Source organism: Bacillus coahuilensis m4-4 (assembly GCF_000171615.1).
Lineage (GTDB): Bacteria > Bacillota > Bacilli > Bacillales > Bacillaceae_K > Bacillus_T > Bacillus_T coahuilensis.
In genome coordinates, this window is sequence record NZ_ABFU01000059.3 from 22402 (window position 1) to 39714 (window position 17313).

Below are 17313 nucleotides of genomic sequence, written 5' to 3' on the forward strand. Positions count from 1 at the left end.
ATTAATGATATGTTTGAAAATGAATTAGAAAATATACCTACTTTTGAAAGGTCTGTTATTTTACAAAGATATAACTTAGATTTAGAAGTGAATAAGATTGCTAATAACATGGGAATTTCAGAAGCAAAGGTTGATAATATATGTTCTTACTATGTCAGAAGGATTGTAAAAAATATTGAAAAAGATTAATTTTTGAATCATGGAAAAGGGTTGATATGGTGTTATATAGGGTGTAAATATTTTTCATATTTATCACCTCCTATTAAGGAAGAGGCAGGGACTATATTGTTCCTGTCTTTTTCTTTTATTATTTATTAACAGAATATGCTAATTTGTAAGAGAATGATATTATTAATTCAAAGACGAATTGGAGGGAATATTATGAAAGTTATAGTAAAATGTGAAAAATGTAATAATGAAGTAGAGTTAACACCATTAACTGTAGGACAACATGCTTATGTTCGAAGAAATCTTCAAGAAAATAACTTAAGAGTTTTTGAGACTCGGTTTGATAAAAGAACAAACTTAAATGCTGATAAAGACTTTTTAGGTAAACTTGCCAAAGCCAAAACTGAAAATGAGATTGAAGAAATTCTAGAAGATGATATTGACTATCAAACTGATACAGATATTGAACTAGAAGAGTTGAGATTTGATTGTAGCAATTGTGGAGACTATATTGTTTTAACTGAATTTAAATAAATTATCACTTTAATAGGGGCTTATATGCCTCTATTTTTGCTTTTAAGGACTTACCATATAAACACCTTAGTATGTCTTTAAAGTCGAAAATAGGGCTATATAAAGGTTGATTTTTGGGTTGTTTTTTTGCCTATAAACATAGAAAACCCATAAATTGCTCATAAAGAAAGGAGGGGTTGAAGTGGCTAAACAGATTAACTTTAATGATATTGATGAAGTAAAGAAACTTCCTAAGAAAAGTCCTAAACGAAGAGTAGCAGCAATGGCTATATATCTTGCTAATCCCCATCTATCTGTTGAAAAGGTAGCAGAATTATTAGAATGGCCTTATGGTACATTGAACGATTGGGCTGCACAAGACGGCTGGAAGAAAGAACGGGATGAATTGTTTGAGGATATAAAGAAGGATGTAAGAGAAGAAATAAAGAATGAATTTTCATATCAACTATACAAGGTTGCTTCAACTCTCCTTGAGAGGATATTGGAATCAGTCCTTAATCCTAATATGAAGATTAATGATATTAGGGAATTAAAAGTTGCTATGGATACATTAAAAGAAAATATAAAAATAATGAGTTCCACACAGTTGATTGAAGAACCTGCTGATAAACACGAACATACCCATGAAGTAATAAATAAAGCCGATGTTCTCCGTATGCTTTCAGAGAGGAAAGAGAACAATGGGTCAGATTAGAACAGAAGAAGAACTAAATGAATTAGAAAAATGTGCAAATGATATTGTTTATTTTGCTAATACATATATCTGGTTTAATGATAAGAAGCGAGGTATTGTTCAGTTTGAGGCTTATCCATTTCAAGCCGATTTCCTTTTAGATTTATGTGAACACCAAAAGAATATTGTCCTTAAATCCCGTCAAATGGGTTTATCTTGGACTGCATTAATATGGGCACTGCATAGGTGTCTATTTTTCTTTGACCAAAAAGGATTAATTTTGTCAATGGATAAATCAGCCGCTGACGATGCACTAAATCGAATAAAGGTAATGTATGATTACTTACCTGACTTTCTAAAAGGAGATTTAGGGGATAACAGCAAATCAATAATTGAATTTAAAGATATGAATTCTATGATTAAATCTGTTGCTATGACAGAGAGTGCTGGTCGTTCTGATACTCCTACATTTGCTATTTGGGACGAAATGGCATTCCCACGAAAAGGTGTAGATCCATATAAGGTGTGGGATAGTTTAAAACCTGCACTTGGTGAGACTGGTAAATTTATTGGTATCAGTACTCCCAATGGGTTCGGTAACTTATTTCACCGTTTCTGGACACAAGGTGAGGAAAGAGGATTCCGTAAGACACAGATTCACTGGACTTCAAGACCTGATCGTGTTGGTAGCATTGAACTATTTAATGAATTAGAAGAAAGAAGAAAAAGAAGATTACAACCTACAACAGAACAAGTTGAAAGGGTAAAAGCAGTCAGTCATTGGTATGAGATGGAATGCAAAGATATGGACGATGATAAATTCTCACAAGAGTACGAAATGAATTTCTTAAACTCTGGCCGTCCTGCATTCTCCATTAGTAAGGTATTAAAACAGTTTGATAATGTCTTAGATAAATTCAATAAATTAAATGACCATATAGAGCAATATAAGAAGCCTGAAGCAGGTGTTGAATATATAGCAGCCTTTGATACTTCAGAAGGAACAGGAGGCGATAACAATGCCTTTGGTATCTTCACAAGGGACGGGGAACAGGTATTAGAATATGCTTGTAACAATGTCCCGCTCCGTAATTTCACAGACGAAGTAGTAGGCTTATGTAGGCTATATAACGATGCTCTGTTAGTGGTTGAAAGGAATAATACAGGTATAGGAGCAATTGAACGAATACAAGAAACACATAATTATTTTAATCTTTATTACTCTCCACGTGACGGGAAGGCAGGTTGGCACACTGGACCAGTCAGCCGTCCTATTATGATTTCAGATTTAAGAGAATTGATAAATAAAGAAGAATTAATTATACGAAGCACATCCTTGATTGAAGAATTGAGGGTGTTTTCTTATGACGAAAAAGATACTCCTAAAGCACCTACTGGTTATAAAGATGACCGTGTGCTTATGTTGGCCATCTTTGGACAAGCGATCAAAGGTGGAGTTGAACCTGTTGCGATACGTGTAAGCCCATCTAAAAGGAAAAGAAGGAGGTAGATATATATGAAAAGTTATAACGAATTATCAAATATGGAAAAGAAATTTTTAGTAAATGCCTATGGATATTCAGTGCTTGTTATTGAAGATGACTTATTAGGTTTTGCGATTTACACATGCGAAGAAGAGGATATCCTCCACTGGTGTTATAGACCTACACTTGAAGAATCATATAAGAGACTATGTGAGGAGTTTATTAAATACAACGGTATCGATTTTACAGAGGACGAAGAGGTTAAAGAATTGTTCTTTAGTTTTGATAAAGGAGGTAGATAAGAATGAAAGTATTAATTGATTTAACAAATAATTTTTCAATTGAGGTTGATAATGTTCCTGAAGAACAGGAGTTTAGTATTTATGAAGATTATAGTGATGAAAAGGTTGATTTTATACAAGTGAGTGGTGAAACTGAATCGTTCATTATACCTAAAAAGAATATATTCTATATCAATTTTTATGATAAAGAGGAATCTAATAATGAAGGTCATAGCATTACAATTAATGGATACAGTCCACAAAACCTAATTGAAGAAATGAACAATGTTATAAAAACGCTTGAATTCAATCCAAGAGGTGGTAGGTAAACACCCATTTAACATTACAACTAAGATTTAAGAGCCTATTTAGTGGCTCTTTTTCTTATGAAAGGAGGTATTTTAGTGAAACAGTTCATATATACGAGTAAAAAGAAGTTAATTGAAAGGGATATACTGGAACGACATGCGATCAAGAATAAATCAGAGGATTTAGATTTGTCCTTTACTGATAAACAAGCCGTTGAACCTCCATACAATCTTTCCGCTTTAGTTGTCATTTTAGAACAGAATACATATCACAAGAGAGCCGTATTCCAAAAGGCTGTTGATATTGCAGGTCTAGGTTGGCAATTGAAGTCAATAGAAGAAGAGGACGGTATAGAACAAGCAGAGGATACAGTTAAATCACTGAATGAAGATTTAGTTGAGGTATTTAAGAAAGGATTAATTGATTACTTTGCTATTGGTTTTAATTTCTTTGAGATTAGTAGGGAAGACAATAATCCTAATGCTGCCATTGATTATGTGGAACATATTCCTGCTCATACTATCCGATTCTTAAAGGGTAGGAAGATTGCACTTCAACAAAAAAGGAACTAAAAAGAAATATTTCAAAAAATATAAATATCCATACGATGTTCATAAAGAGACTGGTGAGGTATCTAAACTCGGTACATTACCACCAGAGGATAGAGCAAGGGAATTCTACTCTGATGTAGATTATTCTCCCGGTCATTCTTATTATGGACAACCTTGTGTCATTCCCGCTCTTGGTGCAGTAAAAGGGGATATATCAAGAAGAGAATATAATATTGATTGGTTCGATAATTTCGGTATGCCTGCCTGTTTGGTAACTGTATCTGGTGGATTTGATCAAGGTGCAGTTGGTGAAGATGGATATACAGATTTAGAAAGAGCAATTGAAGATAGGTTTGCTGAATTAACAGAGAACCCACATTCTACAATGGTTTTATCTATCCCATCTGTAAAGGGTTCACCTAATCCTGTTGAAGTAAAAGTTGAAAAATTATCAACTGAAGTACAAGAAGCCTCTTTCCGCTTATTCAGAGAAGATAATATGAAAGAGGTTCTTAGTTCTCACGGTGTTCCCGCTTCACGTCTTGCAATCACAGAGACTGGTGCATTAGGTGGAAATGTTTCAGAACAAGAAACAGAAATATATAAAAGAAGTATTATTGAGCCTATGCAAAATAAACTGGAACGATTTATGAATAGCATTATAGAGCATAATACTGGTTCTCTTGATTTCGAATTTAAGTTTAATGATATGGACTTAGAGGACGAACAAAGGGATTTAGATATGGCTATTAAACTATTTGAAAAGGCTGCTATTACTCCTAATCAATTGATTCAATACTTTGGTTGGAAGTATAACTTAGAGGAGAGTTCTCACCCTGCTATGGATTACCACTACTTAAATGGAAAGCCAATTGATTATGACCTCCTAGAGGCTGAAGAAACGGCAATTGACGAACAAATAAATGAAGAGGTAACAAATACCCTTAAAAGTTTAAAGAGTGCCGTAGAGGAGCAATTACAGGTTTCTAAAAAGAAGTGGTGGTCTAAATGAATGAACTAGAAAAACTACTTCTTGATATCCAGTTAGCAGAAAGAAAAATACAAGCAATCAAATCTGTTAATCGTAATACCCGTGCTGCTGAAATTCGATTACATAAGAAGTTGAAGAAGTTAATGATTCCAGTGTTCGATAAGGTTATTAATGAACTCCTCAAATTAAATAAAGTTCCAAGTAATGATTTAACAAGGAATATCATTCTTCAGTCTCTATACAGTATGCAAGATGGATATAAAAAAGAAATTGAAGAAGAAGTATTACAAGCCGCTCAACGTGGTGCTAACCGTACCACTTCTAATATGCAGAAGGCTGGTGTTACTGGACTTGCATTTAAGCCTATAACTGACAATGTAAAGCAAATATTACTTAGTCAGACATTTGAGGCTAGTGAAAGGACACTAGAACGAATGACGGGCGATGTTATGAAAAACATAATTCAATCTTATGATAAAGGATTAGGTATAGACGAAGCAGCCGATAGATTAAGAAGTAAATTTAAAAATATAGAACAACACGAACTGGTTAGGATAGCCCGAACAGAGATTAACTCTGCACAAAATAGAGGGGCATATTTAACTAATCAAGATCTAGGTGCTGAATACCATATGTGGATTACTGCCGAAGATGACCGTGTAAGGGATGGCTCTACTTCAGATGCCGACCACGTCTCACTACACGGACAGATAGTGAAGGTTGGAGACCCATTCTCTAATGGTTTATTACATCCCGGAGATCGTGCAGGGAATATTGAGGATTGGATTAACTGCCGTTGTGTATTAGTTCCATTCATTATGCCATTAGGTAAGAGACCTCCAGTAGGTGCTACATACTTTTATGAAGGAGACTTGGTAGATGTAGCCTAAATCAACCAAATATAATACTTATTTACCCTCTACAATCGTTCTTTACGGTTCTAGGGGGTATTTGTATTACCTTGCCTTGTAAAGTGCATTACAGGGCGAGTATAAGGCTTATAGAAAGGAGTTGAAGTGATATGCCTGAATTAAGTAGTCCAATATTAGGTTTAAATAAAAATTTGCAGATTATGACTGGTGCTGTTCTTATACCAGACGAGCCAGATAGTGACGGTGACGTGGTAAGTAAGGAACGAATTGAAAGCCTTGCTTATGAGTATATGGAAAAATATCAAAATAGCGATCTACAACACACATTGAACAATGTTGCAAAGGTTGTAGAGAGTTACATAACACCATTTCCTATGACTGTTAAAGCATATGGGAAGACGATTGAATTACCTGCTGGTACTTGGATTATGTCTGTAAAAGTTTCAGACCCAGAAATATGGCAAGCCGTATTAGATGGTAAATTAACTGGATTCTCCATTATGGGAGTTAGACGATCTACACTAAATGACTTTTCATTTAAGTCAGCAACTAATGAGGAAATATCTGATTTAGTAAATAAAAGTGAAAGAACTACTCTTGAAGACTTAGGAGATTTCGTTATTACCCACGTGTCCATTGTTGATAAACCTGCTGTTCCAAAAGCAGAATTCTTTTCACTCAAATCTCAACAGTTTGAAGAAAAGGGATTATTTAAAAGGTTTGTAGAGTTTATGAAAGACGAACAAGCCAAGAAAACGAAAGGGGAGGATGTTGAAATGACAAAGGAAGAATTAAAGCAATTCATTTTATCTGTATTTAAAGAGGCTAATACCGAAGAGGTTGAGGAAGAAACAGTTGAAGAAACTGAAACTCAAGAAGAAGTAGAGGACACTGCTGCTACAACTGAAGAGGAGAATTCTGAAACTGAAAAGGAAGAAGAGGAAGTAGAAGAAAATACTGAAACTTCAACCGAAGAAACTTCTGATACAGAGGAGACTGATAAAAAAATCAGAAACTGAACTAACAGAAGAATATATTAAAGATTTAATTAAAAACACAATCATGGAATTGGGTGCAGAAGGTGTTAATAGTGGTGTAGGCGGCACTTCTAAGAAATCCGCAAAAAGTAGTGAAAAGAGTAGCGAAGCATTTGACTTCGACGCAGAGGGTGGAAAGCCCGTTGAAGTATTCGATATGAATGAATACTTAGGCCGTGATAGAAACGGCGTAAAGAAAAAAGAAAAGGGGGAATTTTAAATGAAACGTTATTTAGATGATGTCCTAGCATCTGCAAAGAGTGCTGGAACATTTAACATTGCAGATTTAGGTAAAGTTTATCTAAAACCGCAACACTTCGCACAATTAGTGAAGAAAATTCAAGAGAATACCGTTCTATTAAACTTTGCTAAGTTTACTAAAATGGATAGTCATACTTTAGAAATCTCTAATGTAGGATACAAAGGTCGTACATTAAGAAGTGGGTATGATACAGAAGGTAATTACCGTGATGTTACTGACGCAGATGCAACTAAGCCATTTGTTGTTACAGAAGAATTAGTTGCTAAAAAACTTCGTGCTTTATTAATCCTTAAAGACGATGTTGCTCTTCTAAACCAATATGGACAAGCATTAGTAGATGCATTTGTTGATATGTTGGCAGATGAAATTAGTTATGACATTGAGGTTTATCTTGTACATGGGGATAAGGACATTGTTCCAACTTCAGACCAAGATTACCTACACCTAGAAGACGGTTGGATTAAGAAAGCAGGAGTGAAACTATACAGTGATTCATTCGATGCTACTAATCCAATTGAAGTGTTAAATACACTTGTTCGTTCTTTACCACGTAAGGCATTTAAGAACCGTAAGAACTTCGCTTTCCAAATTGATTTCGATTTCGAAATGGATATTCGTGAGTTCTACCGTACTCGTCCAACTGAATTAGGGGATTCATTCTATATTAAGAATGACGAATTATTCTTTGATGGTTTCCAATTAGTCACTGTTGATTCTCTTTCAGACGTTGACGGTTTAGCACACAATGGTCGTGTTGTAATGTTGCAAAACAAACAAGTTATGACTTGGGGATTATTCCAAGAAGTATCTATGGAACATGATCGTAATGCTCGTCAAGAAACTGATGAAATCATTGCACGTGTATGGCCTGCTGCTGGTTATGTAGATTCTGAATTTGCTGCTGTTGCTTTCTTAGAAAAAGCGAACCCAGATGCTAGTGGAGAGTAATAATGAACACCTACAAGGTGATCAATAAAAACTAAAAAACCTGTTTATAGGGGTGGATATTATTTCCACCCTCTACAAACGGTTGAATTACCACTGAATGAGAATCAAAGATTTTTCCTGAATGCATCTGCTCATTTAATCATAAGAAAAGTTGAAGAAGCAAAAGAAGAAGAACCTACACACTCTCAGGACGAAGAGAACAACCTTAAATGCAGTTTTTGTGGAAAAGAGTATAAACTATCACACTATCTAGAAAAACACCTTCAGAAGGAACATAGTGAGGTGATAGGAAATGAGTAATTATTATGGAACTGTTTTAGAAGTTAAACTATTTACAGGATTAAATGCAGAAGACATAAATTTAACAACCGAAGAATTAGACCCATTAATCGAAAAGTGGTTATTGCAGGCTAAAGCATACATAGACCAATATACAAATATCAATTTTACAGAAGAATATTCAATCATACCTCCAATTATAGAAGATATAGCAATCCGTGTCGTAGCAAACAAAATCAAACAAATGCAGGACAGATACAAAAACCCCAATGCTAAAGTAGATGATAACTCCTCCAATTTTATAAATGATTCCATTTTTTAGTTCAGCAGTAAAGAAAGATTTAGATATGTTTAAAAAGAAACCTACAATATCTATTCGTGTATTAAAAGGTAAAACCGGTGATAATCAATGAGCCGTATATTAGAGATTTTAGGTGTTGATAAAGAACAGTTTAATGGAATTGTAAGAAGTTGTAGGGAGGCTATACATAAATCTGTTAATTACACTGCTTTACATACTTTAGCAAGGGTAAAAATCAATGCACCAAAGGATCATGGTCGTCTAGCAGGTAGTTTTCAACTACATAAAGACGATGACCTTACATACCGTGTTTTTACAAAAGTAAAATATGCCTTAATGGTTAATAACGGTACAGGTGAATATGGACCTAATAAAAGACCTATCACACCTAAGAATGGGGAATATTTAGTATTCAATGTTGGTGGTAAAACAATTTTCACAAAAGAAGTAAAAGGTCAAAAGCCTAATCCATATATAGATAACTCAATCTCTGAAACTAAATCAAGAGTTCAAGAGTTTATCGAAAAAGCAATTCAAGAAGTAGCATAAAGGAGGTTGATACTTATGAACAAAACTCTAGGTGAAGCATATAGCGAGATTATGGATAGAGTTATAGAAATATTAAAGAATGAATGCAATGAAGAAGGAAAACTTCCAGAGATTAATCGTGTTATTCGTGGAGACCGAACTAGAGGAGTTATAAAACCTCCTGTGCTATGGGTATACCAGGAACAATTAACACACGAAGTAATTACTTCACGAATGGAAGAATGGACACTTCCTTTGGTATTAGTTGCAGTTTATCAAAGTAATGATCCTGAAAAAGGACATATAAATTCTACTGACATTGTAGATAGAGCAAGAACAATTATTTTAAGGGATCGCCATTTGGGTGGTCTTTCTTTTGTTTTTGACGTTAAATCTGGACCATTTGAACCGTCTTCTCCGTTGTTTAGTGATAAAGATGGAGTTTATGGCGCGGGTGCAGTTCTCAATATTCATTTTAAGATATTTAGAGATTAGAAGGGAGGAATTTTAATGAGTGAAATTTTAAGATATTTCGCAACAGTATTTGAAGATTCATTTAATGAACCAAATAGTAAAGAACCAACTGAATTTGTTGATATGACAAGTTCCAGTTTAGATATACCACAAGATCGTATTGCTTATGTTCCAACTTCCAACGGTAGAGGTACAAAGAGGTATGTAAAAACTTCAGTCTCTACAAGTGGGAATGTGGTTCAACCAGTAGATGTTAATTCCATTGGGTTTTGGTTAAAAGCAACCTTAATGAAATATGTATTTGAAGACAATATAGCAGCAGGGTCTAACTTCAATCGCCATTTATTCTATGGAGGACACGATAGTAATCCGCTTTCTTTTGTTTCTTATGTAGGTAAGCAAGAACACGAAGAAATCCATACAGGGTGTGTTGTTGAGAGTTTAGAGATTGCAGTATCTGACACTATTGTTACTGCTACTGTTAATATTGTGGCTGCTAATGGTGAAAGATATCCAATTCGTTTAACAGAAGAAGTTAATCTAAATGATACTTTACCGTTCAGTATGCACGAAGTTAATGCAAGAATTAATGGAACAGATAAGTCCCGTAAAATTCAAGAAATGACTATTTCTATTAGTAATAACCCTTCAGTAGATGCAGGTAAAACTATTGGAAGCCGTTATACAAGAATGATTGTTTTAGGTGAAAGAACTGTAAATGTAAGTCTTACATATATTTACGAAGATGATGAGGAACTTATCTTATTTGAAAATGAAGAGTCATTCTCTTTAGATATTGATTTTACATCTTTAGAAGAAGGTTCTATGCATATTAATTTACCACTTTGTGTTTATGAAAGTTTATCTACTCCAGTCTCTGGTCGTGATGCTATTACTCAAAGTGCCACTATTCGTGCATTGGAAACTACTGTTGACGTTTCAGACGGAAGTGCAACCGCTGGTTCATCTACTACTGTTGATACAGATATTATCGTTAGTTTATATAATAAGAAAGGGGAGATTAAATAATGAAAAATTTTGGTGATTTAGTTCAAGCAGGTAAAAGTTATATTGAAGATGTTGAGGTTGATTTTGCAGGGGAAAAGTATTCAATTCCTGTTCGTCCTTTAGGTAAGGATGAAGTAGGTCGTATTCAGAAACTACAAAGTAAAGGACAAGAAACAAGAGGGAGATTAAATCAACAAGATCCTTCTAAAAGTGATATGGAAATCATTATCAATGGTTCTGACAGTGTAGAAGGAAATACACAAGCAGAAATCCTTGCTGTTTCTTTAGCAATTGCAGACGGTCAAAAACATACGGTTGAAGAAGTAAAAAATCTTCCTGCTCCAATTGTTACTCAATTAGCAAAGAAAGTGTTCCAAATTAGTGGGATTTCTACTAGTAAGGAACAAGCGAAGGAGTTGGAAAAGAGTTAAATTCCTTTCGTGGATAGTGATGAAGGAAAATCGATTATTAGATTCCATGATGCAGGATATCCATTAGCCGCTAAACAGAGTGATCTCACTCCGTTACAGTGGCTTTTTTTAATTAGAGGATTTAATAAACAAAATCAAGAGCAACAAGAACAAGTTAATAAACAACCTAATCATTCTAATAATCAAAGTGCTGAACAACAGAAGCAACAAGTAATGCAAATGTTGAAAGAAAGGAGGGGTTATTAATGTCTAATGTGGTTGAAATTCTTATTCGTGCTAGAGACCAAGCAACACAAGTATTTGAGAATTTAGCAAACTCTGGAACTGCAAGTGTAGATAATATTCAGCAATCTATGGACAATGCTAATAAAAGTATTGAGGCCGTATCTGCTACTACTGAAAATGTAGAACAATCTTTAAAGACTGCAGGTGAAACGGCTGAAAAGACAGGTGATGATATAAAAGTTTCACTTGATAAGGCTGAAGAGAGTGGTCAAAAGGCAAACAGTACAATTAAAGATATGTTCAATAATTGGGAAAGTCATGCAAAAAAGGCTGGTCTTGCAATTTCCGATGCTGGTGTTGCTGTCGACGCTTTAGCACAAAAACAAGCGAAATTAACAGAAGACACTCACCGTTTAGCAATGGTTACAGGAATGTCCAGTAAGGAAATGCGAGAATTAGCCATTGAAACTGCTAACGTAACCCTTCCTTTAGAAGATGTAACTGCAATGATGGAAACTGCTTCTCAACAAGGAATTCGTAGTGGTGAGGCTATGCAAGAATATACTTGGTTCTGGGATACATTAGGTGATGCTGTTCGTGGTTCTGGTCCCGAATTAGCAAAGGCTGGTGTAGCATTACAGCAAATAGGAATAGAAGCAGGTAATGAAAAAGAAGCAATAGGTGCATTAGGATTTATATTTCAAGAGACTACAACTTCTGTTGAAGATTTTTTGTCTTTCGTAGATAAAACAGGTCCTGAATTAAAATCAATGGGTGCTGATATTAATGACTCTGCTGCTATTCTAGGAGTTTTAGAAAAGAATTAGGTATGACTGGAAGAACTGCACGGCAAGAGTTTAGAGCAGCCGTTAATGAGAGTGATGGTACATTACAAGGACTTCTTGATACTTTAGGTGTTTCAACAGAGGCATTCAATAAGTATAAAGAACAAGTATCAAACTCTACTGACGTTATCCAAAATCATGCAGATGTTCATGCTGAAAGTTATACACCTTTACAGAAAATGAAACATGAATTAGATGAATTAACTTATAAGTATGGAGATCAGATTCAAGTTATGGGTAATTTATCTATGGTTATGATGGCGAGTGGTCCTGTTATACAAGCAGTAGCATATCACCAACAGATTGCTGCCGCTGCGACTAAGGCTTGGACATTGGCACAAAAGGCAGGAACAGTTGCTGCACGTGCATTTGCAGTAGCCCAAACTATGGCTCTCGGACCAATCGGTTTAGTAATAGCCGCTATTGCAGCCGTAATTGGAATAGGATATCTTCTTGTAAAGCATTGGGATACCGTCAAAGCAGTAGGGGTTGCAGTTTGGGAAGGAATAGTAACAGCAGCCGAGTTTTGTTGGGAAATGCTCAAGAAAGGTGCAGAAAACGCATTTAAGATTCTATTCTTCCAATGGATTATTGCCTATAAAGGTATTAAAGCAGGTATTCAATGGATTATGGATGTTGGTCCTAAAGTATGGGACGGAATTAAGAATGCAGGAAAGGCCGCATGGGACTTCATAAAAGGTTACTGGTCTGGAATAGGCAACTTCTTCTCTGGATTATGGGATGGAGTTGTTGCAGGTTTCAAGGCTCCTATCAACTTTATGATTGAAATGGCAAATACTCTAATTGGAAAACTAAATCAAATCAATATTAAAGTTCCGAACTGGATACCGGGTATAGGTGGAAAGCAGTTCGGTTTTAATTTGCCTACGATTCCACGATTACACACTGGAGGAGTATTTAATGCTGCTACTTCTGGTGGTGAAGGTATTGCTTTATTGAAAGATGGGGAAATGGTTTTAGATCCTATGCAGTCAAGAAAACAACTACAAAATCAAAGTAATTCTCGTCCACAAATTATCAAATTTGTTTTAGACGGTAGAGAGTTAGCAGAAATTGTTGGGGAAAGTATGCAGGACGAAATCATTTTGAGGGGAGGTCGATAATCATGATTGAAGTCTTGATAAATGGAGAACCCGTTAATTTGAAGGCTGGTTCTCTAAATATCCAGAAGAACACAACTGATTTTGACACTCTCACTTTTTCCATTTTTACACTTAAAGATAAGAAATGGTTTAAAGAAGGATATGAAGTAGAATTATTCTTTTTAGGAGTAAAGAAATTCGGAGGCTTTATCCATAAAGTAAGGGAAAATGAGTCTTTAGAGAATTATCTGCTACATAATATACAAGTCAAAGGATATGAATATTTACTTAATAAAATACCTATAGCAAAGGCTTATCACAATGAGTATGCAGGAAGTGTAGTTACCTTCTTATGGGACGAATTCTTCTATGACGAAGGAATAAGAGGTGGGCATTTAGAGTTAGGTGAATTCTTACATGATATTAAATTTGGATATATAAGTGGTCTCACTGCTATGCAAAGGCTCGCTGAAAAGTCTAATTTTATATTTAGAATTAATGAAAATAAAGAGTTGATTTTTAGGAGTAAGGAAGGTTATCCTGCTCCTTTTTCATTGACTAAAAGTATTGCCAATAGAGGTTCTATTCGTGTTTCTAAAGGTAATTCAGAGTATCGAAATACTCAATACATTGTTGGTAGTAAAGCACTTACTGACACTATGACAGAAGAATTTAAAGGTGATGGTAAAAATAAAAACTTCACTTTATCCTTTCCAGTTGGTGCAAGACCAAAGGCTTACCTGTCAGTTAATGGTGGTCCATTTGAAGAAAGGCTAGTTGGATTTAAGGAATTAAGCACTAACTATGGATATCTATTCTTTTTTAAAATGGAGGATAATGTAATTGTTTATAACAGTGATGCTGAAGCATTAACGGAGAATGATATTATTCGCATTGAATATCAAGGCTTATACGATGTTGTAGTTGTAAATAAGATTGATTATGAGATTGAGAATAGAAAGAAATTAGATAAAGGAACAGGTACTGTTGGAAAGGTAATTCAACAAAAAATCATTGGAATGGACAATATTATTCAAGCCAATACTGAAATCCTTAACAAATATGGAACTCAAGACGGTTATGAAATTGAATATGAAACTGAAGAAGAAGGTTTGGAACCGGGAATGCTTCAAGAAATCTCTTTACCAGACCATAATCTTGTTGATACTAAAGGACTAATTACATCCGTTAAGATTCGTGACATTGAGAATAGATTGCGATATTCAGTGAAGGTTGTTAATGGTCCAGAACACGAAGATTGGGTTTCATTCTTTTCTAAAAATAAAAATGAAGATATGGACTTAATTGAAGGTAGTGAGTTTATTCAACCAGTTTATAGTTATGAAAAGATATGGGCTGAAACTGAATTTCCTAATTTATTTTCTAAACCTGTTCATCCAAGTAATAGCACATATCCTAGTTTATCCTTATATCCTTCTTTTCCTACTGATAAGAGGATTAAATACCTCGCTTATTATGTGAATGATGTTGAAGAAGGAAGAGTGCCTATCATCAGTCAATCAGAGGTTGATAATGCCATCTATTCCCGTGCAATTTTAGGATTAGATATTGAAGGACAGATAACTAAATTGGCTTGGATAGGTGGCAGCACTGCTACTAGGGAAGTTGGAACAGGAATTTATTTAGACATCCAATCTACAAATCTAATTAAAACTGAATTGGAAACTATGCAAATTGAAAAAGCCGATAAGAAAGGATGGTGATAATTATGAAGGGAAATGGTGTTTATAATAAAACACAATGGAATGAACAAACGGCCATTACGGCTGAACGTCTAAATAAACTAGAAAGTATTTATGATGCTTTGTGGGAGGATTTAACAGTAGATTCAGATGAGGATTCATATGGTGGAGACTTAGCAAGATTATTAATGCCTTTAATCAGGGATGCTGGTGCTCATAAGTTAAAGGTGGAATTAAGAAGTGAAGACTTAGATCCTTCAGATTCATCAAATCAAGGACGAATATATTTAATAATGGATTGGAGTGACTTTGGGGGTTCTGGAGGTTCTGGTACATCTGGAGGCTCTAGTCCTTCTGGAGTAGGAACTATGATTTTTGGAACTGTTAATTACACTAAAAATACTAATGGGACATATGAAGTGTCAATTAATTACAGTATTGATTTTGATGAAGGAATTACTGAATGGTTAATAGGTCTATATAGATTTAATGATAATGTGGATGTTGAAGTATTTAAGGAAGTAAAAACTGCTGGAACTTATACTTTTGTTGAGAGTAATGTTCCTGCTGGAACTTATACATATGGACTTTACTTCCTAGATCCAGCAGATTGGTATACTGCTAATTATGATATTACACTACCATAATGAAAGGAGGGGGATATACCTATGAGTGAAAAAGTATTTAATTATAAAATAAATAAATTACTAGATAGACAAGAAGTGGAACTATCCCCTATTCCTTTATTTATAGAGGGTAGGGATGGTTTATTAAGCATTCAAGAATATTATGCCGATGTGATTGCTCTTATAGAGAGTGGTGAAGATGTTTCAGAGAATGTAAAAGCACAAGAATATCTAGATTTATTGAAGAAATTCACTGTTCCAACATTTAATGGACGTGTTGAAGTAAATGACGAGGTTGCTACTATTACTGCTTCTCCTAGAACGGAGCAGATATCTATAAAAGAAAAAGAAGTATTTAATATTCAAAGAGAATTTGTTTGGATAGACGGAGCAGAGACTTCTAAAGGAATCATTGAATTACCTTATGACGATTATGACACGGTTTATGTTACTAAAGGTGATAAGGCTAACCCAGACATTATCATTATTGCTGAAGGTTCTGAAGGGGATATTGCTCCTTATTACTTTAAAGAGAATGGAAAGACATACATAGTTATGGATGGGTTCTCTGGTGGAGGAGGGACGCAGAGCGATCCTTATTTGGTGAGTACTCCTGAAGATTTTTTTAACATTAATAACAACCTTTCTGCACATTATGAACAGGTTAATAATATTGATTTCACAAATATAGATTTTCAAATCATTGGACCTTATTCAATGGGAACTGGGAAGGAATTCTTAGGATATTATAATGGAAATGGCTATTCACTCACAAACATTTCAATTGACAGTTCTGAAACAATGATAGGAGTTTTTGCAAGACCAAAAGGTGAAATTATTAATACATTTCTTAAAAATGTAAATATAAAAATACATGGACCAAACCGTGCCGGTTTATTTGCAGGATACTGCTATGGTGGAACTATAAGGAATTGTGGAGCAGAAGGGGTTATCACAGGTTCCTACGGGAACAATATGCACGGTGGTGGTTTCACTGGGGGTTCAAATAATGTCACAATTGAAAACTGTTATGTAAAAGTAGAATCTCCATTAAAAGATACTGCAGGTTTCATAGGGAATATATCTAATGAAACAAATATTATAAACTGTTATGCTATTAGTAATGTCCCTGAATACGGCTTTCAAAAGGAATATAGAAATTTTAGAAATGGAAACATAACTGGAAATTTCTACAGCAGAAAAGACAATGAAGGAAATATTTTAGAAGGCAATACAGATGCTGAAATGAAAACTCAATCCACTTTTGTTAATTGGGATTTTGTTAATACTTGGACAATGAATAGTTCAGACGGATATCCCGCTCTATTAGTTTATCAAGGAGGCTCTTCTGGAGGTGATACTGGAACAGGTAATGAGGGTGAAGACGATAACTATGGAACACCTCAAAATCCCGCTCCAGATGGCTTTATGAGGCTTGTAGCAGGAGGAAAGATATTGTATGTAAGTGTAATATTTCTAGAAAATACAGGTGAACTCCCATATCCTTACCTTCGTATTATTGCGGAACAAAAAGTATGTGTATTTAAATTAAAAAGACTTAGTGAAGTAAGTAATCAAGATGCTTACCCATTGAGAGTTATCACACACCAAGACATATTCGTATTTGAAACCAATGAGGCTACTGCTTAGTAGTCTTATTTTTATTGAAGGGAGGTGGTA

General features: G+C 34.8%; 23 protein-coding genes. All 23 read left to right on the forward strand.

Going from position 1 to position 17313, the window contains the following annotated elements:
• The first annotated feature begins 9 nt into the window (after positions 1-9).
• Positions 10-189: a hypothetical protein gene (locus M44_RS15035; protein ID WP_010174863.1), complete on the forward strand. Its 180-nt coding sequence runs from the start codon at positions 10-12 to the stop codon at positions 187-189.
• A gap of 192 nt (positions 190-381) precedes the next feature.
• A complete protein-coding gene (locus M44_RS15040) occupies positions 382-702 on the forward strand; it encodes a hypothetical protein (protein WP_010174865.1) in 321 nt (106 codons plus the stop codon).
• Positions 703-883: 181 nt separating this feature from the next.
• On the forward strand, positions 884-1396 hold the full coding sequence (locus tag M44_RS15045) for a hypothetical protein (RefSeq protein ID WP_010174866.1): 513 nt from the start codon (positions 884-886) through the stop codon (positions 1394-1396).
• Positions 1383-2885: a terminase large subunit gene (locus tag M44_RS15050; protein ID WP_010174867.1), complete on the forward strand. Its 1503-nt coding sequence runs from the start codon at positions 1383-1385 to the stop codon at positions 2883-2885. The genes M44_RS15045 and M44_RS15050 overlap by 14 nt, the downstream gene beginning before the upstream one ends.
• 6 nt (positions 2886-2891) lie before the next feature.
• A complete protein-coding gene (locus tag M44_RS15055; protein WP_010174869.1) occupies positions 2892-3161 on the forward strand; it encodes a hypothetical protein in 270 nt (89 codons plus the stop codon).
• A 2-nt stretch (positions 3162-3163) separates the two neighbouring features.
• Positions 3164-3469, forward strand: a complete 306-nt coding sequence (locus tag M44_RS15060; RefSeq protein ID WP_010174871.1) for a hypothetical protein — start codon at positions 3164-3166, stop codon at positions 3467-3469.
• Between the two features lie 75 nt (positions 3470-3544).
• The gene (locus M44_RS15065; RefSeq protein WP_010174873.1) at positions 3545-4021 is read left to right on the forward strand and encodes a phage portal family protein; all 477 of its coding nucleotides are present in this window, start codon (positions 3545-3547) and stop codon (positions 4019-4021) included.
• On the forward strand, positions 3996-5012 hold the full coding sequence (locus M44_RS15070; protein ID WP_010174875.1) for a phage portal protein: 1017 nt from the start codon (positions 3996-3998) through the stop codon (positions 5010-5012). The genes M44_RS15065 and M44_RS15070 overlap by 26 nt, the downstream gene beginning before the upstream one ends.
• Positions 5009-5881, forward strand: a complete 873-nt coding sequence (locus tag M44_RS15075; protein ID WP_010174877.1) for a phage head morphogenesis protein — start codon at positions 5009-5011, stop codon at positions 5879-5881. The genes M44_RS15070 and M44_RS15075 overlap by 4 nt, the downstream gene beginning before the upstream one ends.
• Positions 5882-6012: 131 nt before the next feature.
• Complete coding sequence (locus tag M44_RS25530) at positions 6013-6882, forward strand: XkdF-like putative serine protease domain-containing protein (protein ID WP_010174879.1); 870 nt, start codon at positions 6013-6015, stop codon at positions 6880-6882.
• Between the two features lie 43 nt (positions 6883-6925).
• On the forward strand, positions 6926-7120 hold the full coding sequence (locus tag M44_RS15085) for a hypothetical protein (protein WP_010174881.1): 195 nt from the start codon (positions 6926-6928) through the stop codon (positions 7118-7120).
• Positions 7121-8110, forward strand: a complete 990-nt coding sequence (locus tag M44_RS15090) for a hypothetical protein (RefSeq protein WP_010174883.1) — start codon at positions 7121-7123, stop codon at positions 8108-8110.
• A gap of 292 nt (positions 8111-8402) precedes the next feature.
• The gene (locus M44_RS15095) at positions 8403-8711 is read left to right on the forward strand and encodes a hypothetical protein (RefSeq protein ID WP_010174885.1); all 309 of its coding nucleotides are present in this window, start codon (positions 8403-8405) and stop codon (positions 8709-8711) included.
• Between the two features lie 87 nt (positions 8712-8798).
• The gene (locus tag M44_RS25535; RefSeq protein WP_010174888.1) at positions 8799-9239 is read left to right on the forward strand and encodes an HK97 gp10 family phage protein; all 441 of its coding nucleotides are present in this window, start codon (positions 8799-8801) and stop codon (positions 9237-9239) included.
• A 15-nt stretch (positions 9240-9254) separates the two neighbouring features.
• On the forward strand, positions 9255-9713 hold the full coding sequence (locus tag M44_RS15110; RefSeq protein WP_010174889.1) for a hypothetical protein: 459 nt from the start codon (positions 9255-9257) through the stop codon (positions 9711-9713).
• Positions 9714-9728: 15 nt separating this feature from the next.
• The gene (locus tag M44_RS15115; protein ID WP_010174891.1) at positions 9729-10721 is read left to right on the forward strand and encodes a phage tail tube protein; all 993 of its coding nucleotides are present in this window, start codon (positions 9729-9731) and stop codon (positions 10719-10721) included.
• Positions 10721-11131, forward strand: a complete 411-nt coding sequence (locus M44_RS15120) for a hypothetical protein (RefSeq protein WP_010174893.1) — start codon at positions 10721-10723, stop codon at positions 11129-11131. Before M44_RS15115 ends, M44_RS15120 begins: the two co-directional genes overlap by 1 nt.
• 9 nt (positions 11132-11140) lie before the next feature.
• Positions 11141-11377: a hypothetical protein gene (locus tag M44_RS15125; RefSeq protein ID WP_010174894.1), complete on the forward strand. Its 237-nt coding sequence runs from the start codon at positions 11141-11143 to the stop codon at positions 11375-11377.
• Positions 11377-12183, forward strand: coding sequence for a TP901 family phage tail tape measure protein (locus M44_RS15130; RefSeq protein ID WP_010174895.1), 807 nt, complete (start codon positions 11377-11379; stop codon positions 12181-12183). Before M44_RS15125 ends, M44_RS15130 begins: the two co-directional genes overlap by 1 nt.
• A 2-nt stretch (positions 12184-12185) precedes the next feature.
• Complete coding sequence (locus M44_RS15135) at positions 12186-13325, forward strand: phage tail tape measure protein (protein WP_010174896.1); 1140 nt, start codon at positions 12186-12188, stop codon at positions 13323-13325.
• 2 nt (positions 13326-13327) lie between these two features.
• Positions 13328-15028, forward strand: a complete 1701-nt coding sequence (locus tag M44_RS15140; protein ID WP_010174897.1) for a hypothetical protein — start codon at positions 13328-13330, stop codon at positions 15026-15028.
• A 5-nt stretch (positions 15029-15033) separates the two neighbouring features.
• The gene (locus M44_RS15145) at positions 15034-15654 is read left to right on the forward strand and encodes a hypothetical protein (protein ID WP_010174898.1); all 621 of its coding nucleotides are present in this window, start codon (positions 15034-15036) and stop codon (positions 15652-15654) included.
• Positions 15655-15675: 21 nt separating this feature from the next.
• On the forward strand, positions 15676-17283 hold the full coding sequence (locus tag M44_RS15150; protein ID WP_010174900.1) for a hypothetical protein: 1608 nt from the start codon (positions 15676-15678) through the stop codon (positions 17281-17283).
• Positions 17284-17313: the final 30 nt, after the last annotated feature.